At 62.8% G+C, this 23,980-nt stretch carries 26 protein-coding genes and 1 tRNA gene; 26 read left to right on the top strand and 1 reads right to left on the bottom strand.

The annotated features are described in order from the left end of the window. The first annotated feature begins 21 nt into the window (after window positions 1-21). Both IFT60_RS21165 and IFT60_RS21160 read left to right on the top strand, forming a co-directional pair. Window positions 22-561: a YcxB family protein gene (locus IFT60_RS21165; protein WP_192055379.1), complete on the top strand. Its 540-nt coding sequence runs from the start codon at window positions 22-24 to the stop codon at window positions 559-561. Continuing rightward, window positions 539-1,072 carry a demethoxyubiquinone hydroxylase family protein gene (locus IFT60_RS21160; RefSeq protein WP_192055376.1) on the top strand — a complete coding sequence of 178 codons (534 nt, stop codon included), beginning with the start codon at window positions 539-541 and terminating at the stop codon, window positions 1,070-1,072. The genes IFT60_RS21165 and IFT60_RS21160 overlap by 23 nt, the downstream gene beginning before the upstream one ends. 54 nt (window positions 1,073-1,126) lie before the next feature. Here the strand turns inward: IFT60_RS21160 and IFT60_RS21155 are convergent, their stop codons facing one another. Further along, window positions 1,127-2,497 carry an SGNH/GDSL hydrolase family protein gene (locus tag IFT60_RS21155; RefSeq protein WP_229511055.1) on the bottom strand — a complete coding sequence of 457 codons (1,371 nt, stop codon included), beginning with the start codon at window positions 2,495-2,497 and terminating at the stop codon, window positions 1,127-1,129. Between the two features lie 260 nt (window positions 2,498-2,757). Here IFT60_RS21155 and IFT60_RS21150 point away from each other — a divergent pair, with 260 nt between their 5' ends. The 24 genes from IFT60_RS21150 (at window position 2,758) to IFT60_RS21035 (ending at window position 23,972) form a co-directional block, all read left to right on the top strand. After that, a complete protein-coding gene (locus IFT60_RS21150) occupies window positions 2,758-3,738 on the top strand; it encodes an NAD(P)H-quinone oxidoreductase (RefSeq protein ID WP_192055374.1) in 981 nt (326 codons plus the stop codon). A gap of 308 nt (window positions 3,739-4,046) precedes the next feature. Next, complete coding sequence (tpiA, locus tag IFT60_RS21145; protein ID WP_192055372.1) at window positions 4,047-4,808, top strand: triose-phosphate isomerase; 762 nt, start codon at window positions 4,047-4,049, stop codon at window positions 4,806-4,808. A gap of 76 nt (window positions 4,809-4,884) precedes the next feature. After that, window positions 4,885-5,367, top strand: a complete 483-nt coding sequence (gene secG, locus IFT60_RS21140) for a preprotein translocase subunit SecG (protein WP_192055369.1) — start codon at window positions 4,885-4,887, stop codon at window positions 5,365-5,367. Between the two features lie 333 nt (window positions 5,368-5,700). Beyond that, window positions 5,701-5,785 (top strand) — tRNA-Leu (locus IFT60_RS21135). 171 nt (window positions 5,786-5,956) lie between these two features. Continuing rightward, window positions 5,957-6,316 (top strand): NADH-quinone oxidoreductase subunit A, encoded by a 360-nt coding sequence (locus IFT60_RS21130; protein ID WP_056336180.1) that lies wholly within the window; start codon window positions 5,957-5,959, stop codon window positions 6,314-6,316. A gap of 3 nt (window positions 6,317-6,319) precedes the next feature. Continuing rightward, window positions 6,320-6,799, top strand: coding sequence for a NuoB/complex I 20 kDa subunit family protein (gene nuoB, locus IFT60_RS21125; RefSeq protein ID WP_056333529.1), 480 nt, complete (start codon window positions 6,320-6,322; stop codon window positions 6,797-6,799). 18 nt (window positions 6,800-6,817) lie between these two features. After that, the gene (locus IFT60_RS21120) at window positions 6,818-7,411 is read left to right on the top strand and encodes an NADH-quinone oxidoreductase subunit C (protein ID WP_192055366.1); all 594 of its coding nucleotides are present in this window, start codon (window positions 6,818-6,820) and stop codon (window positions 7,409-7,411) included. Beyond that, window positions 7,411-8,664, top strand: a complete 1,254-nt coding sequence (locus IFT60_RS21115) for an NADH-quinone oxidoreductase subunit D (protein ID WP_192055364.1) — start codon at window positions 7,411-7,413, stop codon at window positions 8,662-8,664. The genes IFT60_RS21120 and IFT60_RS21115 overlap by 1 nt, the downstream gene beginning before the upstream one ends. Window positions 8,665-8,683: 19 nt before the next feature. After that, window positions 8,684-9,169, top strand: coding sequence for an NADH-quinone oxidoreductase subunit NuoE (gene nuoE, locus IFT60_RS21110; protein ID WP_192055361.1), 486 nt, complete (start codon window positions 8,684-8,686; stop codon window positions 9,167-9,169). Beyond that, window positions 9,169-10,464 (top strand): NADH-quinone oxidoreductase subunit NuoF, encoded by a 1,296-nt coding sequence (gene nuoF / locus IFT60_RS21105; RefSeq protein WP_192055359.1) that lies wholly within the window; start codon window positions 9,169-9,171, stop codon window positions 10,462-10,464. Before nuoE ends, nuoF begins: the two co-directional genes overlap by 1 nt. Window positions 10,465-10,485: 21 nt before the next feature. Beyond that, window positions 10,486-12,849: an NADH-quinone oxidoreductase subunit NuoG gene (nuoG, locus tag IFT60_RS21100; protein WP_192055358.1), complete on the top strand. Its 2,364-nt coding sequence runs from the start codon at window positions 10,486-10,488 to the stop codon at window positions 12,847-12,849. Further along, window positions 12,849-13,931, top strand: a complete 1,083-nt coding sequence (gene nuoH, locus IFT60_RS21095; RefSeq protein ID WP_192055356.1) for an NADH-quinone oxidoreductase subunit NuoH — start codon at window positions 12,849-12,851, stop codon at window positions 13,929-13,931. The genes nuoG and nuoH overlap by 1 nt, the downstream gene beginning before the upstream one ends. A gap of 14 nt (window positions 13,932-13,945) precedes the next feature. Continuing rightward, window positions 13,946-14,434, top strand: a complete 489-nt coding sequence (gene nuoI / locus IFT60_RS21090; RefSeq protein ID WP_136218556.1) for an NADH-quinone oxidoreductase subunit NuoI — start codon at window positions 13,946-13,948, stop codon at window positions 14,432-14,434. 19 nt (window positions 14,435-14,453) lie between these two features. Further along, window positions 14,454-15,125 carry an NADH-quinone oxidoreductase subunit J gene (locus IFT60_RS21085; protein ID WP_192055354.1) on the top strand — a complete coding sequence of 224 codons (672 nt, stop codon included), beginning with the start codon at window positions 14,454-14,456 and terminating at the stop codon, window positions 15,123-15,125. Continuing rightward, a complete protein-coding gene (gene nuoK, locus IFT60_RS21080) occupies window positions 15,122-15,430 on the top strand; it encodes an NADH-quinone oxidoreductase subunit NuoK (RefSeq protein WP_192055352.1) in 309 nt (102 codons plus the stop codon). Before IFT60_RS21085 ends, nuoK begins: the two co-directional genes overlap by 4 nt. Before the next feature lie 39 nt (window positions 15,431-15,469). After that, entirely contained in the window at window positions 15,470-17,575 is a 2,106-nt protein-coding gene (gene nuoL / locus IFT60_RS21075) for an NADH-quinone oxidoreductase subunit L (RefSeq protein ID WP_192055349.1), read from the top strand. Window positions 17,576-17,597: 22 nt separating this feature from the next. After that, entirely contained in the window at window positions 17,598-19,100 is a 1,503-nt protein-coding gene (locus tag IFT60_RS21070; RefSeq protein WP_192055347.1) for an NADH-quinone oxidoreductase subunit M, read from the top strand. Window positions 19,101-19,115: 15 nt separating this feature from the next. Further along, on the top strand, window positions 19,116-20,618 hold the full coding sequence (nuoN, locus tag IFT60_RS21065) for an NADH-quinone oxidoreductase subunit NuoN (protein ID WP_192055345.1): 1,503 nt from the start codon (window positions 19,116-19,118) through the stop codon (window positions 20,616-20,618). Window positions 20,619-20,629: 11 nt separating this feature from the next. Beyond that, window positions 20,630-20,950, top strand: a complete 321-nt coding sequence (locus IFT60_RS21060; protein WP_192055343.1) for a DUF2818 family protein — start codon at window positions 20,630-20,632, stop codon at window positions 20,948-20,950. Between the two features lie 31 nt (window positions 20,951-20,981). Further along, the gene (locus tag IFT60_RS21055) at window positions 20,982-21,539 is read left to right on the top strand and encodes an NUDIX domain-containing protein (protein ID WP_192055341.1); all 558 of its coding nucleotides are present in this window, start codon (window positions 20,982-20,984) and stop codon (window positions 21,537-21,539) included. 15 nt (window positions 21,540-21,554) lie between these two features. Continuing rightward, window positions 21,555-22,235, top strand: a complete 681-nt coding sequence (locus tag IFT60_RS21050; RefSeq protein WP_374001235.1) for a hypothetical protein — start codon at window positions 21,555-21,557, stop codon at window positions 22,233-22,235. Beyond that, on the top strand, window positions 22,232-22,948 hold the full coding sequence (gene ispD / locus IFT60_RS21045) for a 2-C-methyl-D-erythritol 4-phosphate cytidylyltransferase (RefSeq protein ID WP_192055336.1): 717 nt from the start codon (window positions 22,232-22,234) through the stop codon (window positions 22,946-22,948). Before IFT60_RS21050 ends, ispD begins: the two co-directional genes overlap by 4 nt. Before the next feature lie 7 nt (window positions 22,949-22,955). Then, on the top strand, window positions 22,956-23,468 hold the full coding sequence (ispF, locus tag IFT60_RS21040) for a 2-C-methyl-D-erythritol 2,4-cyclodiphosphate synthase (RefSeq protein WP_192055334.1): 513 nt from the start codon (window positions 22,956-22,958) through the stop codon (window positions 23,466-23,468). 186 nt (window positions 23,469-23,654) lie between these two features. Continuing rightward, window positions 23,655-23,972 carry a DMT family transporter gene (locus IFT60_RS21035; RefSeq protein ID WP_192055332.1) on the top strand — a complete coding sequence of 106 codons (318 nt, stop codon included), beginning with the start codon at window positions 23,655-23,657 and terminating at the stop codon, window positions 23,970-23,972. Window positions 23,973-23,980 lie beyond the last annotated feature (8 nt).

Raw genomic sequence — 23,980 nt, 5'->3', positions numbered from 1 at the left:
ACGACTTACAAAAGGAAGGGCATGCACGCTTCAGTTGACCTTACCCGACGCGACCTGTTCGTGGTTTCGTTGCAAATGCTGTTCAGGCGGCGCGGCAATTGGTGGTTCATGCTGGCTGTCGCGTGCGGCGTGCTTGCCTACTTCTGGTCCGAGCACGGCATGCGCTCGGTTGGCGTATTTCTTTTCGCAACACTGGCGTCATGCATGGTCGCGCTTGGCACATTGCTGGGGGCATTCCTCGGCAACTTCGCGTGCTTCCTGCTGTCGGTGAACAAGGATGGCGGGGTGCTGGGCCGGCACGCATTCTCGATCTCGCCAGCAGGATTGAGCGAAGCGACTGCGGTCAACACGTCGCACCATGCGTGGTCGGGTATCAAGGCCATCTCGACGCTGGACAATTACATCGTGATCATGATGAATAGCCAGGCGGCGCATGTTCTTCCACGCCGCGCGTTTGCTTCGGACGATGCGGCCATCGCCTTTGTCGAGCAGGCCATGGCGTTCAAGAAGGCGGCCGCTGTCTTGCAGCCGGTGAGTCATGATCAGCACGTACCTGAATAGCGGTGCGGGTGACCGCATCTTGAAGGTCAACCATGCGGGAGAGCATGGCGCCGTGAATATCTATGCCGGGCAGTTGCTGCTGGCGCGCCTGCGGGCCGGGACGATGCTTGCCGAACTGGCGGAATTCAAGGCGCACGAAGAGCGGCATCGATCGATCTTCGCGGGCGAACTGGAGCGACGCGTGCTCAGGCGCTGCCGCAGTTGCTGGCTGTGCGGAACGGGCGGATTCCTGTTGGGCCTGTTCACCGGCGTCCTTGGGCCGCAGGCCATGGCCACCACGACCGTCGCGGTCGAACGGGTAGTGTTGCAGCACCTGCAGCAGCAATTGCACGATCTCGGCCAGGCCGACCCTGAGGCAAGCCGGGCAATTTCCGCAATCGTCCGCGACGAGCAGGAGCATCATGATCGATCGGCTGCGCGCGCCGGATCGGGAGGTTTCCTGAACCGGCTGCTGGCCGCGATCGTTTCGGGCGCTACCGAAGTTGTGATCTGGCTGGGGATGCGCCTTTAGCACCCGCGCCGAGGAACCAAACGCGCCGCCAGCCAGACTGGCGGCGCACATGCTTCACTCAAGGATTGCCGCCGCTTTCTTCTGCTGCTGCGCCTTGAGTCCGGTCCCCAACGACCGGAACAAGCCCAACGGTACCGCATTGCCCATCGCCTGGTACCCCAGGTCGTTCGGGTGCAGATGGTCGCCGCTGTCGTAGGCCGGCAGGAAGCGCGTCGGGTGAGCCGGGTCGCGCGTGGCGAGGTCGAAATCGATCACGCCGTCGAATTCGTCGCTCGAACGAATCCAGTTGTTCACCGCCTGGCGCACTACCTCTTTCTCCGGCGAGTAGTAGCCGGCGCCTTCGAAGGGTGTGAGCGTGGCGCCGAACACGGCGATGCCCCTGGCGTGGGCGCGCGCGATCACCTGGCGGTAGCCGGCGATCAGGTCGGCCGCAGGGATCGGGCTGGTCGCCGGGCTGTTGCCGATGTCGTTAATGCCGATCATCAGGGTCATGTAGCGCACGCCTGCGGTGGCGAGCACGTCGCGGTCGAAGCGCTCGAGGATGCTGCGTCCAGCCAGCAGGTTGGGCGGGTCGCTCACCAGGCGGTTGCCGCTGATGCCGCGATTGACAACACCGAGACGCCCGTTGATGCCGAGGACCGGATCGCGCACGGTTTGCAGGCGGCGCGCCAGCCAGTCGGGCCAGCGGTTATTCGTGTCGACCGTGCTGCGCGTGCCGTCGGTAATCGAGTCGCCCAGCGCCACGATGGACGGGCCGGCGCTATCGACGTCCACCTCCGTCAGGAACGGCCAGGCCGTGATCGTGCGCTGCACCGGCAGTGTCGCGGCGGCGGTGAAGTCGCCGGGCAGCGAGACATAATTGGTCTGCAGGCCGGTGTTATGGATCGTGTTCGCTTCAACGGTGCCGGGCAGGTACAGGCTGATCGCCAGGTCGCCCAGGGCCGGCACATTCAGTTCGACCGGGTCGGACAGCACCGGCGCGCCGGGCGGGATCGTGATCGACGTGTTGCCACTGAAGGTCAAGGCGCGGTCGGTGCCGGGGGCGACGTCGGAACCGCTGGCGCGGACACCGATGCGGGCGGCGCCGATGCGCAGCGGCGTAGCGCCGAACTCATTGGACACGCGAATACGCACGCGGTTGCCGCCGATGCTGGTGTGGACGATCAGGCGCAAGGTCTGGTCGGTGAAGGTCTGCAGGTTGGCGGGCGCCGGCGGGCCGGCCGGGGCCGTTCCCCAGGTGCCGGTCCAGCGCTCGGTGTTCCAGTCCTGGGCGTCGGCGTACTGGCCGGGCAGGGCGAGGGCGATGGCGAGCGCGACGCCGCCGAGCAGCATGCCGCGGCGCGGACGATTCTGCGGCGTGGGACGGGAAAAGGCCGCCGCGGTGCGGCGGGCGAAATCTGACAGGGCAGCGGACATCGATTGCATGATGTGCTCCTTCGGTAGTGGGCGGAAACGGCTCGTGTGGCTGAGCTCGTGCCCTCCAATCTATGCGGCGGGGGTAGGACTCGCAAGATGGTTACGGACGCGTTCGTTGTGCCAGCTCTAAAGTTCCCCAAAAAGCTCATGCATTAGAGAATTTGTTTGCGTTTGAGCACAGCAATAGGAAATAGCTTCGCCAAAGAGCAACAAAAACACGGCTGATAACGCTGCCGTACAATGATTGTTTTCTCAATGGAGGCCGAACCATGCGCGCGATCGAAATCACCAAGCCGGGCAAACCCGAGGTATTGCAGCCGTGCGAGCGGCCAACGCCGGAACTGAAAGTGGGCGAGGTGCTGATCAAGGTCCACGCCGCCGGCATCAACCGGCCGGACGTGTTCCAGCGCCAGGGCAACTATCCGGTGCCGCCGGGCGCATCCGACCTGCCGGGACTGGAAGTGGCGGGCGAGATCGTCGACGGCGACCTGGGCGATAGCGGTTTTTCAAAAGGCGACATGGTGTGCGCGCTGGTGCAGGGCGGCGGCTATGCCGAGTACTGCGCGGCGCCGCTGGCGCAATGCCTGCCGGTGCCTGCCGGCTTGAGCATGGTCGAGGCGGCATCGCTGCCGGAAACCTTTTTCACCGTCTGGACCAACGTGTTCGACCGTGCCCAGTTGAGCGAGGGCGAGACGCTGCTGGTGCAGGGCGGCACTTCCGGCATCGGCGTGACCGCGATCCAGCTGGCCACCGCCCTGGGCCACCGCGTGTTCGCCACCGCCGGCAGCGCCGACAAATGCCGCGCCTGCGAGCAACTCGGCGCCGAGCGCGGCATCAATTACCGCGACGAGGATTTCGTCGCTGTTGTGAAGGAATTGACCGGCGGACGCGGCGTCGACGTGGTGCTGGACATGGTCGCCGGCGATTACGTGGCGCGCGAGATCGATTGCCTGGCGGACGATGGGCGCATTGCGCTGATCGCGCTGCTGGGTGGGGCCAAGGCGAACGTCGACCTGGGTCAGGTGCTGCGGCGGCGTTTGACCATCAGCGGTTCGACGCTGCGGCCGCGGCCGGTTGCCTTCAAGGGAGAGATCGCGAACAAGCTGCGCGAGCGGGTGTGGCCCTTTCTGGAGGCGGGGAAGGTGAAGCCGGTGATCTATAAAACCTTCCCGCTGGAGGAGGCGGCTGCGGCGCATGCGCTGATGGAGTCGAGTACGCATGTGGGGAAGATCGTACTCACGGTGGTGTAAGCACGGCTGCGCTGGCGCTGCTTGAACGCGTGGGCGGGAGACCCGCCCACCTTACATCTCATGCAAGTCTTATCGGTCGAACTTGCTAGCCGTTAGGATCAGACCTGTAAGGTGGGCTGGTCCTCCGCCCACGCGTTCAACTGACGAATGCTCTGCCATATGCATATAGTAAGACCGCGTGGGCACGAGTGCCCACCCTACAACACCATCGAATTCCATTGACCTCTTTTCAACACGCCAGCCCAGCCATTGTTTGACCCGCTCATGAACGGCAGCTAGAATAGCGGGTTATTTGACTGTGGGGTAATATGCGTCCCAAACTCGTTGTAGGTAACTGGAAAATGAATGGCAGCCGCGCGAATAACGCGACGCTGCTCGGCGGCATTGTTGACGGTCTGGGCAGTATTGCGAAGGCAAACGCCGCCGTGTGCGTGCCGGCGCCCTACCTGCAGCAATGCGCCGATGCGCTGGCCGGCACGCCGCTGGCCTGGGGCGCGCAGGACGTGTCGCTCCATGCGAGCGGCGCCTACACCGGCGAAGTCGCCGCGTCGATGCTGGCCGAGTTCGGCTGCCGCTACGCGATCGTCGGCCACTCGGAACGCCGCGCCTACCATGGCGAGACGAGCGAGCACGTGGCGCACAAGGCCCTGGCGGCATTGAACGCCGGCCTGACCCCGATCGTCTGCGTGGGCGAAACGCTCGACGAGCGCGAAGCGGGACAAACAAATGTTGTAGTCGGCAAACAAATGTCTGCCGTGCTGGAACTGCTTGACGACGACGCCATCGCGCGTATCGTGGTCGCCTACGAACCTGTCTGGGCGATCGGCACCGGCAAGACGGCCACGCCGGCGATGGCGCAGGAAGTGCATGCGCAATTGCGCAGCCAGCTGCGCGAACGCAGCGCGGCGGCGAGTGAAAAAGTCGCGATCCTGTACGGCGGCAGCATGAAGCCGGATAACGCGGTCGAACTGCTGGCGCAGCCTGACATCGACGGCGGCCTGATCGGCGGCGCGGCGCTCAAGGCGGCCGACTTCCTGGCGATCATCGGCGCGGCGGAAGCGGCGGCCTGAAGTCGCCCGGTGCCACCAAGCACCTGATTCAGAAATTCAGTATTTGCAACGTAGTTAAACTTGGAATGGAATTGGTATGAGCGTGATGTTCAATCTTGTTGTTGTCGTGCAGGTTATCTCCGCACTGGCAATCATTGCCCTGGTCCTGCTGCAGCACGGTAAGGGCGCCGACATGGGCGCCGCTTTCGGTTCCGGCGCCTCGGGTAGCCTGTTCGGCGCCAGCGGTTCGTCGAACTTCCTGTCGAAGTCGACCGCGGTGGCGGCCGCCATCTTCTTCGCTTCGACCCTGTCGCTGGCGTACATGAGCAACAACCGTACCCCAAGCGCGGCGCCAAGCGGCGGCGTGATGGAACGGATGGCGGCGCCGGCCAATGGCGTGCCTGCGAATGCCGGCGCGAACGTGCCGGCCACGACCACTGCGCCTGAAGCGCTTGCCCCGACCGCGGGCGTGCCGACGGCGCCGGCTGTCGACGTGCCGCCGGCTGGTCCTGCCGAGACGGTGCCCGCGACGGTGTCGCCGGCGCCGCCTGCGCAGTCGGAACCGGGTCCGGCCAAGTAATTGTCATTGTAGGGTGGACTGATTTCCCGTCCACGCGTGCAGTCAACAGGCTGGTGGGGGCGTTTCGATGCACTAGCGTGTGTTGAACGCGTGGACGGCAGAGCCGTCCACCCTACGGTCTCTGGCAGTAAAGCGGCCGCAAGGCTGCTGCAGGTCCTCGTAGTACAGCCGGTATTTACCTGACCAGGGCATTTATCCGGTCCTCATGCCTCTTTCGCCATGTTTTCAAAGGCATAACGAAGGAAAGTTTGAGAAATTCCTTGTTTTTCCTTGCGATGGCTCAATTTGAGCATTGAAAAAGGGTGCTAAAGCAGGGTAGAATACTGGTCTCCAGCCGACGTGGTGAAATTGGTAGACACGCTATCTTGAGGGGGTAGTGGCGCAAGCTGTGCGAGTTCGAGTCTCGCCGTCGGCACCAAGATACAGAAAAAGCCAGCAAGGGCAAACGAGCGATTGCTCTCGTGCCTGAGCTGGCTTTTTTTACGAGGATCAGTCGTACGGTCCTGGTGACAGTGGCCAGGATTGCGCGATACGGCGCTGCAGGCATGCAGTGGTTTCATTAACCCGATCGTTCAAAATAGGCTCCATCGTGAACCTCGAAAATTATTTCCCCGTTCTTCTCTTCATCCTGATTGGCGTCGGTGTCGGCGTCGCACCCCAGGTGCTCGGGTATCTGCTCGGACCGCAACGGCCCGATGCTGCCAAGCTCTCCCCTTATGAATGCGGCTTCGAAGCTTTCGAAGACGCGCGCATGAAATTCGACGTCCGTTACTATCTGGTCGCGATTCTCTTTATTTTGTTTGATCTGGAAACGGCATTCTTCTTCCCATGGGGCGTCTCCATGCGCGAACTGGGCTGGACCGGCTTCATCACGATGATGGTGTTCATTGCCGAGTTCGTGGTTGGTTTCTGGTACATCTGGAAGAAAGGTGCCCTTGATTGGGAATAAGCCATGGCTATTCATGAAGGCGTTCTAAACGAAGGTTTCATTACCACCACAGCCGATAAGCTGATCAACTGGGCGCGCACGGGATCGATGTTCCCGATGACGTTTGGCCTGGCCTGTTGCGCGGTCGAGATGATGCATGTGGGCGCAGCCCGCTATGACCTCGACCGCTTCGGCATTGTGTTCCGTCCATCGCCACGCCAGTCCGACGTGATGATCGTGGCCGGCACGCTGTGCAACAAGATGGCGCCGGCACTGCGCAAGGTCTACGACCAGATGGCCGAGCCGCGCTGGGTTATCTCGATGGGTTCCTGCGCCAACGGCGGCGGCTACTACCACTACTCGTACTCGGTGGTGCGCGGCTGCGACCGCATCGTACCGGTCGACGTCTACGTGCCGGGCTGCCCGCCGACGGCGGAAGCGCTGCTGTACGGCATCATGCAGTTGCAGAACAAGATCAAGCGCACCAACACGATCGCGCGTTAATACACTGCCGGAAACACCATGACGACAAAACTCGAAGTCCTCCAACTCGCCCTGGAAAAAGCACTCGGCGAGGGCGCCGCCATTTCGGCAGCGCTCGGCGAAGTGACCGTGGTGGTCAAGGCCGCCGATTACCTCAAGGCGATGCAGACCCTGCGCGACGACCCGTCGCTCGCATTCGAAGAAATGATCGACTTGTGCGGCGTCGATTACTCCCAATATGGGGAAGGCACCTGGGACGGCCCGCGCTACGCGGTCACCACCCACCTGCTGTCGCTGGCGAATAACTGGCGCGTGCGCGTGCGCGTCTTCGCCCCCGACGACGAAATGCCGATCGTGGAATCGATCACGTCGATCTGGCGCGCCGCCAACTGGTACGAGCGCGAAGCCTTCGACCTGTACGGCATCCTGTTCGACGGACACGGTGACCTGCGCCGCATCCTGACCGACTACGGCTTCATCGGCCACCCGTTCCGCAAGGACTTCCCGATTTCGGGCTATGTCGAAATGCGCTACGACCCCGAGCAGAAGCGCGTGATCTACCAACCCGTGACGATCGAGCCGCGTGAGAACATCCCGCGCGTGATCCGCGAAGAAACCTACGGGATGAAATAATGGCTGAGCTTAAGAATTACACCCTGAACTTTGGTCCGCAGCACCCGGCAGCGCACGGCGTGCTGCGCCTCGTGCTTGAACTCGACGGCGAAGTGATCCAGCGCGCCGACCCGCACATCGGCCTGCTGCACCGCGGCACCGAGAAGCTGGCCGAAACGCGCACCTACCTGCAGTCGGTGCCGTACATGGATCGCCTCGACTACGTGTCGATGATGTGCAACGAGCACGGCTACGTGCTGGCCGTCGAAAAGCTGCTCGGCGTCGAAGCGCCGGTGCGCGCGCAGTACATCCGCGTCATGTTCGACGAGATCACGCGCCTGCTGAACCACCTGATGTGGCTCGGCGCACACGCGCTCGACATCGGCGCCATGGGTCCGTTCCTGTACGCCTTCCGCGACCGCGAAGACCTGTTCGACGTCTACGAGGCGGTGTCGGGCGCGCGCATGCACGCGGCCTACTACCGCCCGGGCGGCGTGTATCGCGACCTGCCGGACTTCATGCCGAAGCACAAGGAATCGATCATCCGCAGCAAGAAGGCGATCGATGCCCTGAACGAAGACCGCCAGGGTTCGGTGCTGGACTTCATCGAGTCGTTTACGAAGCGTTTCGACGGCTACGTGGACGAATACGAAACCCTGCTGACCGATAACCGTATCTGGAAGCAGCGTACCGTCGGCATCGGCGTGGTGTCGCCGGAAGACGCGAAAGCGATGGGCTTCACCGGCGCCATGCTGCGCGGTTCGGGCGTGGCCTGGGACTTGCGCAAGACGCAGCCGTACGCCGTGTACGACAAGCTCGACTTCGACATCCCGGTTGGCACCAACGGCGACTCCTACGACCGCTACCTGGTCCGCATGGAAGAGATGCGCCAGTCGAACCGCATCATCAAGCAGTGCATCGCCTGGCTGCGCGTGAACCAGGGCCCGGTGATGATCGATAATCACAAGATCGTCCCGCCTGCACGCGAAGAGATGAAGTCGAACATGGAGTCCTTGATTCACCACTTCAAGCTGTTCACCGAAGGCTTCCACGTCCCGCCGGGCGAGGCGTATGCCGCGGTCGAGCACCCGAAGGGCGAGTTCGGCATCTATATCGTTTCCGACGGCGCCAACAAGCCATACCGCCTGAAGATCCGCACCCCCGACTATGCCCACCTGCAGAGCCTGGACGAGATGGCGCGTGGCCACATGATCGCCGACGCCGTCACGATCATCGGCACCCAGGACATCGTTTTCGGTTCCATTGACCGATAAGTTCAAAGGCAGAAAGATTATGTTGTTATCCGAGCAGTGCTATAAAAAAATCGACCGCGAGCTGGGCAAGTACCCGGCGGACCAGCGTCAATCGGCCGTGATGGCCGCGCTGGCCCACGCCCAGGTCGAACTGGGCTGGCTGTCGCCCGATACCATGCAGGAAGTCGCCGACTACATCGGCATGCCGGCCATCGCCGTGCAGGAAGTGGCGACCTTCTACAACATGTACAACACCCGCCCGGTCGGCAAGCACAAGATCACCGTGTGCACCAACCTGCCGTGCGCCTTGTCCGGCGGCGAGCGTGCCGCCCACCACCTGATGCACAAGCTCGGCGTCGAGTTCCGCGGCACCACCGAAGACGGCCAGTTCACCGTGTTAGAGGGCGAGTGCATGGGCGCCTGCGGCGATGCGCCGGTCATGCTGGTGAATAACCACCGCATGTGCTCGTTCATGAGCAACGACAAGATCGACGCCCTGGTGGATGAACTGAAGGAAATCAAGTAATGACCAGCCTGCACGACCGTCACATCAATCCGCTGATCCTGAAGGATCTGAACGGCGAAAACTGGCACCTGGAAGACTACGTCAAGCGCGGCGGCTATTCGGCCCTGCGCCGTATCCTCGAGGGTGGCGTCACCCAGGAACAGGTCATCGCCGACCTGAAGGCCTCGGGCCTGCGCGGCCGCGGCGGCGCCGGTTTCCCGACCGGCCTGAAGTGGAGCTTCATGCCGCGCCAGTTCCCTGGCCAGAAATACCTCGTCTGCAACACCGACGAAGGCGAGCCGGGTACGTTCAAGGACCGCGACATCATTCGCTACAACCCGCACGCGCTGATCGAAGGCATGGCCATCGGCGCCTACGCGATGGGCATCACCGTGGGCTACAACTACATCCACGGCGAGATCTTCCAGGAATACCTGCGTTTCGAAGAAGCGCTGGAAGAGGCGCGCGCCGCCGGTTTCCTGGGCGATGGCATCATGGGTTCGACGTTCAACTTCCAGTTGCACGCCGCGCACGGCTACGGCGCCTACATCTGCGGCGAAGAGACCGCACTGCTGGAGTCGCTCGAGGGTAAAAAGGGACAGCCGCGCTTCAAGCCGCCGTTCCCGGCCTCGTTCGGCCTGTACGGCAAGCCGACCACGATCAACAATACCGAGACCTTCGCCGCGGTGCCGTTCCTGCTGAACGTCGGCCCGGAAAACTACATGGCGATGGGCAAGCCGAACAACGGCGGCACCAAGATCTTCTCGATCTCGGGCGACGTCGAGCGTCCGGGCAACTACGAGATTCCGCTGGGCACCCCGTTCGCCAAGCTGCTCGAGCTGGCCGGCGGCATGCGCGGTGGCAAGAAGATCAAGGCCGTGATTCCAGGCGGTTCGTCGGCGCCGGTGATCCGTGGCGAAGTCATGATGGAAACGGACATGGACTACGATTCGATCGCGAAAGCGGGATCGATGCTCGGTTCGGGCGCCGTCATCGTCATGGACGAAACGCGCTGCATGGTCAAGTCGCTGCTGCGCCTGTCCTACTTCTATTACGAAGAGTCGTGCGGCCAGTGCACGCCGTGCCGCGAAGGCACCGGCTGGCTGTACCGCATGGTGCACCGTATCGAAAACGGCCAGGGCCGCCCGGAGGACATCGAGCTCCTGAACAACGTCGCGTTCAACATCAAGGGCCGCACGATCTGCGCACTCGGCGAAGCCGCCGCGATGCCGGTCGAAGCCATGATCAAGAACTTCCGTGAGGAATTCATTCATCACATCGAGCACAAGCAGTGTCTAGTGCCCGCATACCTTTAAGCCAGGTCAGGTAACGATCAAATGGTTGAAATTGAATTAGACGGCAAAAAAGTCGAAGTCGCACCAGGTTCCATGGTGATGGACGCCGCAAACAAACTCGGAACTTACATTCCGCACTTCTGCTATCACAAGAAATTGTCGATCGCCGCCAACTGCCGCATGTGCCTGGTCGAAGTGGAAAAAGCACCGAAGCCGATGCCTGCCTGCGCCACGCCAGTGTCGCCGGGCATGATCGTGCGCACCCACAGCGACAAGGCTGTTGCGGCGCAGAAGTCGGTCATGGAATTCCTGCTGATTAACCACCCGCTCGATTGCCCGATCTGCGACCAGGGCGGCGAATGCCAGCTGCAGGACCTGGCCGTCGGCTACGGTAAAAGCAATTCGCGCTACAACGAAGAAAAGCGCGTGGTCACGCCGAAAGAAGCCGGCCCGCTGATCTCGATGGAAGAGATGGCGCGCTGCATCCAGTGCACCCGTTGCGTACGTTTCGGCCAGGAAGTGGCCGGCGTGATGGAATTCGGCATGCTGGGCCGCGGCGAGCACTCGGAAATCACGACCTTCGTCGGCAAGACCGTCGACTCGGAAGTGTCGGGCAACATGATCGACTTGTGCCCGGTCGGCGCGCTGACTAGTAAACCTTTCCGCTACAGCGCTCGTCCATGGGAACTGTCGCGCCGCAAGTCGGTGTCGCCGCACGACTCGCTCGGCACCAACCTGATCGTCCAGGTCAAGGGCGGTAAAGTGATGCGCGTGCTGCCGCTCGAGAACGAGCACATCAACGAATGCTGGCTGTCCGACAAGGACCGCTTCTCGTACGAAGCGCTGGACAATGCCGACCGCCTGATCAATCCGATGATCAAGCAGGGCGGGCAGTGGCAAGAGACCGACTGGCAGACGGCGCTGGAATACGTCGCCCACGGCCTGCGCAACATCCGTCACGAGCACGGCGCCGACAGCATCGCCGCCGTCGCCACCGCGCACTCGACCGTCGAAGAACTGTTCCTGCTGAACAAAGCCATGCGCGGCTTCGGCGTCAACGCCGTCGACTTCCGCCTGCGCCAGAGCGATTTCGCGCTGGACGGTGCCGTCACGCCATGGCTGGGCATGCCGATCGCCGAGCTGTCGAACCTGAAACGTGCCTTCGTGATCGGTTCGTTCCTGCGCAAGGACCACCCGCTGGTCGCGACCCGCCTGCGTACCGCTGTGAAAGCCGGCGCCAAGCTGTCGATCCTGCACGGCGCTGATGACGACAACCTGATCCCGACCGCCAACAAGCTCATCGCCGCGCCGGCTGACTGGCTGGCCGTGCTGTCGGAAGTGGTCTCGGCCGTTGCCGCCGCCAAGGAAACCGCAGCGCCAAGCGGCTTCGAGAACGTGCAGGCCGGCGACGTGGCCAAAGCCATCGCCGCTTCCCTTAGCGCGATCGACGGCGAGGTGCCGGGCGCGATCCTGCTCGGTAACGCCGTGACGCACCATCCGCAGGCATCGCAGATCCACGCCGCCGCGCAATGGATCGCCAACGCCACCGGCGCCAAGTTCGGTTATTTCGTCGAAGCGGCGAACACGGTCGGCGGCCACCTGGTGGGCGCCACGAGCAATGCCGATTTGTTCAGCGTACCGAAGAAGGCTTATGTTCTGCTTAACGCGGAACCGGAACTCGATGCGGCCAATCCGCAGCAAGCCGTCGCCGCACTGGCCGGCGCCGAGATGGTCGTCGCCATGTCGCCGTTCAAGCATGGTTTCGAGTATGCCGACGTGCTGCTGCCGATCTCGCCGTTTACCGAAACCGCCGGTACCTTCGTGAACTGCGAAGGCCGCGCACAGAGCTTCAACGGCACGGTGAAACCGCTGGGCGAGACCCGTCCGGCCTGGAAAGTGCTGCGCGTGCTGGGCAACCTGCTCGGCCTGCAAGGTTTTGACTACGACACCGCCGAATCGATCCGCGACGAAGCGCTGGGTAAAGGTGTAACCGATCACTCCAGCAAGCTGAACAACGTGGCCAAGCTGGCCCCGTCGGCAGCCAACCGTGCCGCAGCGGCGGACCGTGAAGAGTCCGGTTCGCTGCAGCGTATCGCCGACGTGCCGATCTATTTCGCCGACGCCATCGCGCGCCGTTCGGAACCGCTGCTGCGTACGGCCGATGGCCAGCAGCCGCTGGCACGCCTGCCGAAGGCGCTGGCTGAAAAGCTGGGCGTGAAGGCCGGCGACGTGGTGAAAGTCACGCAAGGCAACGGCAGCGCGCTGCTGGTCGCCGACATCGACGCGCGCCTGCCGGCGAACGTCGTCCGCGTCGCCGCCGCGCATCCGGCAACGGCCACGCTGGGCGCGATGTTCGGTTCGATTTCCATTGAAAAAGCAGTTGAAAAAGCAGGGGAGGGCAAGTAATGGCAACGCCCGGTTTTATCGATAACATCTATACCGGCGGCGAATCGCTGCTGGGCCCGGTCTGGCCGCTGGCCTGGACCGTGGCCAAGATTCTGTGCGTGCTGCTGCCGCTGATGGGCCTGGTCGCTTACGCCACCCTGTGGGAACGCAAGCTGATCGGCTGGATCCAGATCCGCGTCGGCCCGAACCGCGTCGGTCCGATGGGCCTGCTGCAGCCGATCGCCGATGCGGTCAAACTGCTGCTGAAAGAGATCGTCATTCCGGCGAAAGCCACCACCAAGCTGTTCGTGCTGGGCCCGATCATGACGATCATGCCGGCACTGGCCGCCTGGTCGGTCGTGCCTTTCGGCCCGGACGCGGCGCTGGCCAACGTCAACGCCGGCTTGCTGCTGCTCCTGGCGATTACCTCGATCGAAGTTTACGGCATCATCATCGCCGGCTGGTCGTCGAATTCGAAGTACTCGTTCATGGGCGCGATGCGCGCTTCGGCCCAGATGATTTCCTATGAAATCCCGATGGGTTTCGTGATGGTCGTGGTGCTGATGGTCTCGGGCAGCCTGAACTTCTCGGACATCGTCGCCGGCCAGAACGTCGGCATGGCAGCGTCCAACGGCCTGAACTTCCTGTCGTGGAACTGGCTGCCGCTGCTGCCGCTGTTCGTGATCTATTTCGTCTCCGGCCTGGCCGAATGTAACCGCCACCCGTTCGACGTGGTGGAAGGCGAGTCGGAGATCGTCGCCGGCCACATGGTCGAGTACTCGGGCATGTCGTACGCGATGTTCATGCTGGCCGAATACGCCAACATGATCCTGATCGCCACCCTGGCATCGATCATGTTCCTCGGCGGCTGGCACGCACCGTTCTCGTTCCTGGAATTCGGCGGCGCCTTCGGCGGCTTCTTCTGGCTGTTCCTGAAGATGTTCGCGCTGGTCTCGATGATGATCTGGGTCCGCGGCACCTTCCCGCGTTACCGCTATGACCAGATCATGCGCCTGGGCTGGAAAGTGTTCATTCCGATCACGCTGGTGTGGCTGGTGCTGGTGGCCGGCGTCATGCAGACGTCCTGGAATATCTGGAAGTAAGGAAGCACATCAAAATGAACCGAATCAAAGAAATCCTCGGCAGCCTGATGCTGTCCGAACTGTTCAAGGGTCTGGCCCTGACGGGCCGGTACGCCTTGTCGCGCAAGATCACCGTGCAGTATCCGGAAGAAAAGACGCCGATGTCGAACCGCTTCCGCGGCTTGCACGCGCTGCGCCGCTACCCGAACGGGGAAGAGCGCTGCATCGCCTGCAAACTGTGCGAAGCGGTGTGCCCGGCGATGGCCATCACGATCGAGTCGGCGCAGCGCGAAGACGGCACCCGCCGCACCACGCGCTACGACATCGACCTGACCAAGTGCATCTTCTGCGGCTTCTGCGAAGAGTCCTGCCCGGTCGACTCGATCGTCGAGACCCACGTGCTGGAATACCACGGCGAAAAGCGCGGCGATCTCTACTACACCAAAGAGATGCTGCTGGCCGTGGGCGACCGCTACGAAGCCGACATCGCTGCCGCTAGAGCGGCTGACGCGAAGTACCGATAAGAAAAAGGCCCGTCAAGTCATGCAATTCACAACTGGTTTGTTCTACGTCTTCGCGGCCATCATGGTGCTGTCCGCGCTGCGCGTCATCACTGCGAAGAACCCGGTGCACGCCGCGCTGTTCCTCGTGCTCGCGTTCTTCAACGCCGCCGGCATCTGGCTGCTGCTGAAGGCCGAGTTCCTCGCCATCGTGCTGGTGCTGGTGTACGTCGGCGCGGTCATGGTGCTGTTCCTGTTCGTCGTCATGATGCTCGACATTAACGTCGACCGCATGCGCGAAGGTTTCCTCGGCTACCTGCCGATGGCCCTGATCATCGGCGCCGTGGTCGTCATCGAGATGGCGCTGGTGCTGTGGAACGGCTACAGCGGCTTTGCCCAGACGCCGGAAGCGGCCGCGCTGAACATCGGCGGCACCAAGGAACTGGGCCGCCTGATCTACACCAGGTACATCTACGGCTTCGAGATCGCCGCCGTGATCCTGCTGGTGGCGATCATCGCCGCCGTGGCCCTGACCCTGCGCAAGCGCAAGGACAGCAAAGCCATCGACCCGGGCGCCGCGGTGCGCGTCCAGCGTAACGACCGCCTGCGCATCGTCAAGATGGCGCCGGTGAACCAGCGCGCCATCGACGAAGCCAACGTGGCCGCCGCAGCTGCTGCAGCAACCGCGGCCGCGCCGAACAAGGAGACCCCATGACTGTATCGCTTGCACACTACCTGGTCCTGGGCGCGATCCTGTTCGCGATCTCGATCGTCGGTATCTTCCTGAACCGGAAGAACATCATCATCCTGCTGATGGCCATCGAACTGATGCTGCTGGCGGTGAACCTGAACTTCATCGCCTTCTCGCACTACCTGGGCGATGCGGCGGGGCAGATCTTCGTGTTCTTCATCCTGACCGTCGCGGCCGCCGAATCGGCGATCGGCCTGGCGATCCTGGTGGTCCTGTTCCGCAACCTGGACACGATCAATGTGGAAGACCTCGACAGCCTCAAGGGCTGACCGGTCTCGGTTGATTAACAATAACGAATAAGGTTCAACATGGCGGAGCAGCTTTCTTCCTCACTCCTACTCGCGGTGCCGCTGGCGCCGCTGGCAGGCTCGGCAATTGCCGGCCTGCTCGGTACCAAGTTCCTTGGTAACGTGGTCGGCCGCAAGGTCTCCCACTCGGCAACCATCCTCGGTGTCCTGATCGCCCTGATCATCTCGGTGCAGACCCTGCTGGCGGTGCTCGATGGCGCCACCTTCAACCAGGACATCTATACCTGGATGCAGGTCGGCACCATCAAGCTGGCGGTCGGCTTCCAGATCGACACGCTGTCGGCAATGATGATGTGCGTCGTGACCTCGGTGTCGCTGATGGTGCACATCTACACGATCGGCTACATGGCCGAGGACGACGGCTACAACCGCTTCTTCTCGTACATCTCGCTGTTCACGTTCGCGATGCTGATGCTGGTCATGTCGAACAACTTCCTGCAGCTGTTCTTCGGCTGGGAAGCGGTGGGCCTGGTCTCGTACCTCTTGATCGGTTTCTGGTACACCCGTCCGACCGCGATCTTCGCCAACATGAAGGCCTTCCTGGTCAACCGCGTCGGCGACTTCGGCTTCATCCTCGGTATCGGCCTGCTGCTGGCCGCCTCGGGCACGATGCACTACGGCGAAACCTTCCTGCAAGCCGACAAGCTGGCCGGCATGGTCGTGCCGGGCATCGGCTGGCCGCTGCTGACCGCCGCCTGCATCTGCCTGTTCATCGGCGCAATGGGCAAGTCGGCGCAGTTCCCGCTGCACGTCTGGCTGCCCGACTCGATGGAAGGCCCGACCCCGATCTCGGCACTGATCCACGCCGCGACGATGGTTACCGCCGGCATCTTCATGGTGGCGCGCATGTCGCCGCTGTTCGAACTGTCGGATGGCGCACTGTCCTTCGTCATCGTCATCGGTTCGATCACCGCGCTGTTCATGGGCTTCCTGGGCATCATCCAGAACGACATCAAGCGCGTCGTCGCTTACTCGACGCTGTCGCAGCTGGGCTACATGACGGTCGCGCTGGGCGCATCGGCATATTCCGTCGCCGTGTTCCACCTGATGACCCACGCGTTCTTCAAGGCACTGCTGTTCCTGGGCGCCGGTTCGGTCATCATCGGCATGCACCACGACCAGGACATGCGCAACATGGGCGGCCTGCGCAAGTACATGCCGATCACCTGGATCACCTCGCTGCTGGGCTCGCTGGCCCTGATCGGTACCCCGTTCTTCTCGGGCTTCTACTCGAAGGATTCGATCATCGAAGCGGTGCACGCATCGAACATCCCGGGCGCCGGTTTCGCCAACTTCGCGGTGCTGGCCGGCGTGTTCGTGACTGCGTTCTATTCGTTCCGCATGTATTTCCTGGTGTTCCACGGAGAAGAGCGCTTTGGTAAAGCCCATGCGCACGATTCGCATGCCCATGACGACCACAAGCAAGCCGTTGCCGCGGACCACAGCCATGCCGACCCGCACGCCGAGCACGATTCGGATGCGCACCACGAAGAAGACCACGGCCACCACGGCCTGGCCCCTGGCCAGAAGCCGCACGAGTCGCCATGGGTCGTGACCCTGCCGCTGGTCCTGCTGGCGATTCCGTCGGTGATCATCGGTTACCTGGCGATCGGTCCGATGCTGCACGGCGACTTCTTCAAGGACGTGATCTTCGTCGGCGAAAACCACACCGCGATGGAAACCCTGCGCGAAGAGTTCCACGGCGCCGGCGCCATGGCACTGCACGGCCTGCAGACCGCACCGTTCTGGCTGGCACTGGCTGGCGTTGCATTCGCCTACTACTGCTACATGGTCAATCCACGCGTCCCGGCCTGGTTCTACAACAAGTTCAAGTTCCTGCACACGCTGCTGGACAACAAGTACTACATGGACAAGTTTAACCAGGCGGTGTTCGCCGGCGGCGCACGCGCCGTCGGTACCGGCCTCTGGAAGGGCGGCGACCGCGCGCTGATCGACGGCCTGATGGTCAACGGCAGCGCCAAGATGATCGGCTGGTTCTCGACGATCACCCGTACGTTCCAGACCGGTTACATCTATCACTACGCGTTCGTGATGATCGTGGGCGTCATGGCGACCCTGCTGTACTTCTTCCCGTTCTGGCGCTAATCACAGGCAAAGAAAAAGACAAATGATGCAGTCTACGATCTCTACATTTCCTCCCTACCTGAGCCTGGCGATCTGGCTCCCGATCCTGTTCGGCGTGCTCGTGCTCGCCGTCGGGCGCGACACCAACCGGGGCTTCGTGCGCCTGCTGGCGCTCGCCGGCGGTGTCGTCAGCTTCCTGCCGACGATCCCGCTGATCGCCAACTTCGACAACGCCGCCCACGGCATGCAGTTCTATGAAGTGTCGGCCTGGATCGAGCGCTTCAACATCTTCTACCGTCTCGGTGTCGATGGCCTGTCGCTGTGGTTCATTCCGCTGACCGCGTTCATCACCGTCATCGTCATCCTCGCCGCCTGGGAAGTCATCCAGGAGCGCGTGGCGCAGTACATGGGTTCCTTCCTGCTGCTGTCGGGCCTGATGATCGGCGTGTTCGCTTCGCTCGACGGCGTGCTGTTCTACTTCTTCTTCGAAGCCACGCTGATCCCGATGTTCATCATCATTGGCGTGTTCGGCGGCCCGAATCGCGTGTACGCGGCATTCAAGTTTTTCCTGTACACGTTCTTCGGTTCGCTGCTGACGCTGATCGCGATCATCTACCTGTACAACGTCTCGGGCACCTTCGACATCCAGAAGTGGCACGTGCAGGCGCTGGGCATGAAGGAACAGATCCTGATCTTCATCGCCTTCTTCATGGCTTTCGCCGTGAAAGTGCCGATGTGGCCGGTGCACACCTGGCTGCCGGACGCCCACGTCGAAGCGCCAACCGGCGGTTCGGTCGTGCTGGCCGCGATCATGCTGAAACTGGGCGCCTACGGCTTCCTGCGTTTTTCGCTGCCGATCACCCCGGACGCCGCGCACTACCTGGCCCCGGTCGTCATCGTGCTCTCCTTGGTCGCCGTGATCTACATTGGTCTCGTGGCCCTGGTCCAGAAGGACATGAAGAAACTGGTTGCCTACTCGTCGATCGCCCACATGGGTTTCGTCACGCTCGGCTTCTTCATCTTCAACGACATGGGCGTGCAGGGCGGCCTGATGCAGTCGATCTCGCACGGCTTCGTGTCGGGCGCGATGTTCCTCTGCATCGGCGTGCTGTACGACCGCGTGCACTCGCGTGAAATCGCCGACTACGGCGGCGTCGTCAACACGATGCCGAAGTTCGCGGCCTTCGCCGTGCTGTTCTCGATGGCCAATGCCGGCCTGCCTGCCACCTCGGGCTTCATCGGCGAATTCATGGTCATCCTGGGCGCCGTGCAGTTCAACTTCTGGACCGGCCTGCTGGCTGCCACCGCACTGATCCTGGGCGCCGCCTACTCGCTGTGGATGGTCAAGCGCGTCGTGTTCGGCCCGGTGGGCAACCACCACGTGGCCGAACTGGTCGATCTGAACAAGCGCGAGTTCGCGATCCTGGCCGTGCTGGCAATCGCCACACTGTGGATGGGCCTGTATCCTGCGCCGATCGCCGAGACGCTGCAGACGTCGGTGGCCGACCTGCTGCAGCACGTGTCCGTGAGCAAGCTGCCCCAATAAAGTGAAATAGACGCCATGAATAACACATTGCTAGCGGCAGTCGACACCAACCTGGTGCCGGTCTACGCCGAAATCTTCCTCCTGATCGCGGCTTCCGCGATCCTGCTGATCGACATGTACCTGAAGGGCACGCGCCGTAACGTGACCTACTACCTGTCGCTGCTGACCCTGGTCGGCTGCGCGGTGATCACGGCCGCCGACTTCAACGCCGGTGCGACCGTGTACACCTTCAACGGCATGTACGTGTCCGACCCGATGTCGAACCTGCTGAAATTGTTCACCTACCTGGCCGTCGGCCTGACGCTGGTGTATTCGCGCCAGTACGTGACCGAACGCGGCATGCTGTCGGGTAACCTGGGCGGCGAGTTCTACGTGCTCGCGCTGTTCACGATGCTCGGCCAGATGATCATGATCTCGGGTAACAGCACGCTGTCGATCTACCTGGGCCTGGAACTGATGTCGCTGTCGCTGTACGCCCTGGTGGCGCTGCGCCGCGACCACGCGACCTCGACCGAAGCGGCGATGAAATACTTCATCCTCGGTTCGCTGGCCTCGGGCTTCATGCTCTACGGTATCTCGATGATCTACGGCGCCACGGGTTCGCTGAACCTGCCGGACATCGCCCGCGTTGCCGCCACCGGCGCCAACCAGACCATCCTCGTGTTCGGCCTGGTGTTCCTGGTGGCCGGCATGGCCTTCAAGCTGGGCGCGGTGCCGTTCCACATGTGGGCGCCGGACGTCTACCAGGGTTCGCCAACGGCTGTGACGCTGCTGCTGGGCGGCGCACCGAAGCTGGCGTCCTTTGCCATGGTGATGCGCCTGCTGGTGGAAGCGCTGCCGACCCTGGCCTTCGACTGGCAGCAGATGCTGCTGGTGCTGGCCGTGCTGTCGCTGGCGATCGGTAACCTGACCGCGATCGCCCAGACCAACCTGAAGCGCATGCTGGCCTACTCGACCATTGCACAGATGGGCTTCGTGCTGCTGGGCATGATGGCCGGTGTCGTCGGCGGCGACGCGAGCAACATGCCGGCTGCATACAGCGCCGCGATGTATTCGTCGATTACCTACGTCCTGACCACGCTGGGCAGCTTCGGCATCATCATGATGCTGGCGCGTTCGGGCTTCGAGGCCGAGCAGATCGCCGACTTCAAGGGCCTGGGTCGTCGCAGCCCGTGGTTCGCGGTCGTCATGACGGTCCTGATGTTCTCGCTGGCCGGCGTGCCGCCGATGATGGGCTTCATGGCCAAGTGGGCAGTGCTGCAAGCCGTCGCCAACACCGGCGCCGTCTGGCTGGCCGTGGTCGCCGTCATGTTCTCGCTGATCGGCGCGTTCTACTACCTGCGCGTGGTCAAGACGATGTGGTTCGACGACGCCGTCGACACCAGCCCGATCGTGACGCCAACCGACATGCGCGTGGCGCTGTCGCTGAACGGCGTGGCGGTGGTGGTACTCGGCCTGATCCCGGGCGCACTGCTGGGCGCCTGCCTGCAGGCGATCCAGCTGACCCTCAAGTCCTGAAGCGCTAGTTGATGGATGTCTCGTTCGCAGGCTGGATCGTCGTGCTGCTCGCCCTGGCGGCAGCCAACCTTCCGTTTGCGAACGAGCGCGTGTTCGGTTTCATCTCCTTGAAACCCGCGCACACCGGGCAGGCGCGCACGAAGTCGTTCTTCGCGCGCCTGCTCGAGCTCCTTGTTCTATACTTCCTCGTCGGCGCTATCGCTTACTTGCTGGAATCCCGCATCGGCAACGTGTTTTCCCAGGGCTGGGAATTCTATGCGGTGACCGGCTGCCTGTTCCTCGTGCTGGCGTTTCCAGGGTTTATCTTCAGGTACCTCCGTAAACGCCGCTGATTGTCCGATCAACGCTTTACCCAGGAGTCCAATGGATTCGCACCTGAAGGAAATCCGCCTCGACGGCGAGATTGCCTACGACGGCAAGTTCCTCAAAGTCTCGCGCGACCGCATTCAACTGCCTGACGGCAAAATCTCGCACCGCGAATACATCCGTCATCCGGGCGCGGTGGTGATCCTGCCGCTGTTCGAGGATGGCCGCGTGCTGCTCGAACGCCAGTTCCGCTACCCGAACGACCAGGTCTTCGTCGAATTCCCGGCCGGTAAAATCGACCTCGGAGAGGAACACCTGGCCTGCGCCAAACGCGAGCTCGAAGAGGAAACCGGCTATACGGCCACCGACTGGCGCTTCGTCTGCACCATCCACAACGCCATCGCCTATTCCGACGAGCACCTGGAATTGTTCTTGGCACGCGGCCTCACCGCCGGCGAAGCCAGGCTCGACGAAGGCGAATTCCTGGAGACCTTTACCGCCACCGTTCCCGAACTGCTCGACATGGTCAAGGCGGGGCAGGTGACCGACGTGAAGACGATCATCGGCGCCTTCTGGCTGGAAAAGATCGTGAACGGAAACTGGTCGCCGACCTGAGCGATGAAGTTGCCGGTGGCCCTGTTGCTGTTGTGCGTGCTGGCGCCGGCCAGCGCGCGTACGGCTTTCCAGGCGCGCTGCGAGGACACCATCGGTCAAAGCGTGTCGGTGATGTCGTCGAAGCAGAATGGTCACCGCGTCGACAATAGTTATTCTTTCCACGGGCTTTCCAGCATGAAAGGCGACCGCGCCCCCGGCAGCTACGTGCTGGGGCTGACGCGCACCGAGTCGCGCGTCGCGGTCAAGGTGGAGGGCCGCATGCTGAGCGACCCGGCCACGGGCTACGAGTGTATCGCGCCGCGGCTGGAGGTGAACCTGTTCTACCTGCCGATCGTCGTCTACGTCGGGCGCGAGTTTGCCCCGGGCACCTGCGCCTACCGCGAGATCCTGGCGCACGAGATGCGCCACCTGAACATCTACCTGGATTTCCTGCCGCGCGCCGAAAAGGTCGTCAGCGAAGCGCTGGCGCGCCGCTTCGAGGGCAAGCCGCTGTACGCCCCGGCGGGCCAGGCGCGCAATTTGTTACAGCGCGAAATCAACAGCGGCTGGATGCCTTTTATTAAAGGCGAAATGGCGAAAGTCGAGCGTTTACAGGCGGCTATTGATACACCGCTGGAGTACGCACGTCTCGGCAAAGTTTGCGCAGGTGAGGTACAGTCTCTTATCAGACCGGCAAAAAGACAACGAACCACATGAATTCCCAGGCACCACGTTATTTCGCATTGATCCCCGCCGCCGGCGTCGGGGCACGCATGGCCGCAAGCGGCCCCAAGCAATACCTGAAAATTGGCGGCAAGCCGATGCTGCGCCACGCCATCGACGCCTTCCTGTTCAGCGAACTGATCGCGCATACCTATGTCGTGGTCAGTGCCGACGACCCCGTCATCGACAGCATCGTGCCGAGCCACGGCGTGACCGTGCTGCGCTGCGGCGGCGACACCCGCATGGAGTCCGTGCGCAACGGCCTGGCGGCGCTGGCCCCGACCCTGCGCGAGGACGACTGGGTGCTGGTGCACGACGCCGCCCGGCCCGGCCTCGACGAAGCGCTGATCGAAAAACTGATCACCAGCACCGGCGAACATCCGGTCGGCGGCCTGCTGGCATTGCCGGTGGTCGACACCGTCAAGCGCAGCATCGCCGGCGAGCTCGGTACCGTCTCGCGCGAAGGATTGTGGCTGGCGCAGACGCCGCAGATGTTCCGGTATAAACTGCTGCGCGAGGCCCTGGCGTTTGCCAGCGACGCGGCGCGCGACCCGAAACAGGTCACCGACGACGCCTCGGCCGTGGAAGCGCTGGGCCTGTCGCCGAAACTGGTCGAGGGCCATCCGCGCAACATGAAGGTGACGCTGCCGTCGGACGTGCGTATCGCCGAAATGTACCTGGCCACGGCCCAACCCGAATTACTGTAAGCACATCATGGCACTCGCATCCTATAACCCGACTCCACCGTTTCGCATCGGCACCGGCTATGACTGCCACCGCCTGGTCGAAGGGCGCAAGCTGATCGTCGGTGGCGTGACCATCCCGCACCGCCTGGGCCTGTTCGGCCATTCGGACGCCGACGTGCTGCTGCACGCCATCATCGACGCGCTGTTCGGCGCCGCCGCGCTGGGCGACATCGGCAAGCATTTCCCCGACACCGACCCGATGTTCGCCGGCGCCGATTCGCGCACGCTACTGCGCGAAGCGGCCACCCGCGTGGTCGCCACCGGCTACACCATCGGCAACATCGACGCCACCATCATCGCCCAGCAGCCGAAGATGGCGCCGCACATCCCGCAAATGGTCTCGCGCATCGCCGAAGACCTGGGCGTGTCGCCGCAGCAGGTGAACGTCAAGGCCAAGACCAACGAAAAGCTCGGCTACCTAGGGCGGGAAGAGGGCATGGCGGCGGAAGCCGTGGCCATGCTGATCAGGACCGGCGCTTAACGCATATACGTGCGCCGCTGGCAGGGCCGTCAGGGCAAGGCGCACGCTCGAAGACAGTACGCGAGTACGGCGAGAGCGTGCAACGCAGCCATGGCGGTTCTGCCAGCGGCGCACAGGGAGGACGACCTCCCCCCATTGTGGGAATCATCTGTCCGGGACGGCCCGGCTCTTTGAAGGAGAGCCGTTATGGCCTGGATCATGTTGGTTGTCGCTGGAGTACTCGAAGTCGTGTGGGCGTATTCGATGAAGCAGTCGGAGGGCTTCACGCGACTGCTGCCGTCGGTCGTCACCATCGTCATGATGATCGCGAGTTTCGCCCTGCTGTCGATTTCGATGCGTTCTATTCCCCTCGGTACCGCCTATACGGTGTGGACCGGCATCGGTGCCATCGGCGCCTTCATTGTCGGCATCGCCGTGCTGGGCGAACAGGTCAACGCGACGCGCATCCTCGCCGCCGTGCTGATCGTCTGCGGCCTGGTGCTGATGAAGCTGTCCGCGGACTAGGGCGGCAG

Origin of the sequence: Massilia sp. CFBP 13721 (assembly GCF_014842025.1) — a bacterium.
Classification (GTDB): Bacteria; Pseudomonadota; Gammaproteobacteria; order Burkholderiales; family Burkholderiaceae_D; genus Telluria.
The sequence above is the reverse complement of the archived record's forward strand: the minus strand, read 5'-3'. Positions and strand labels throughout refer to the sequence as shown.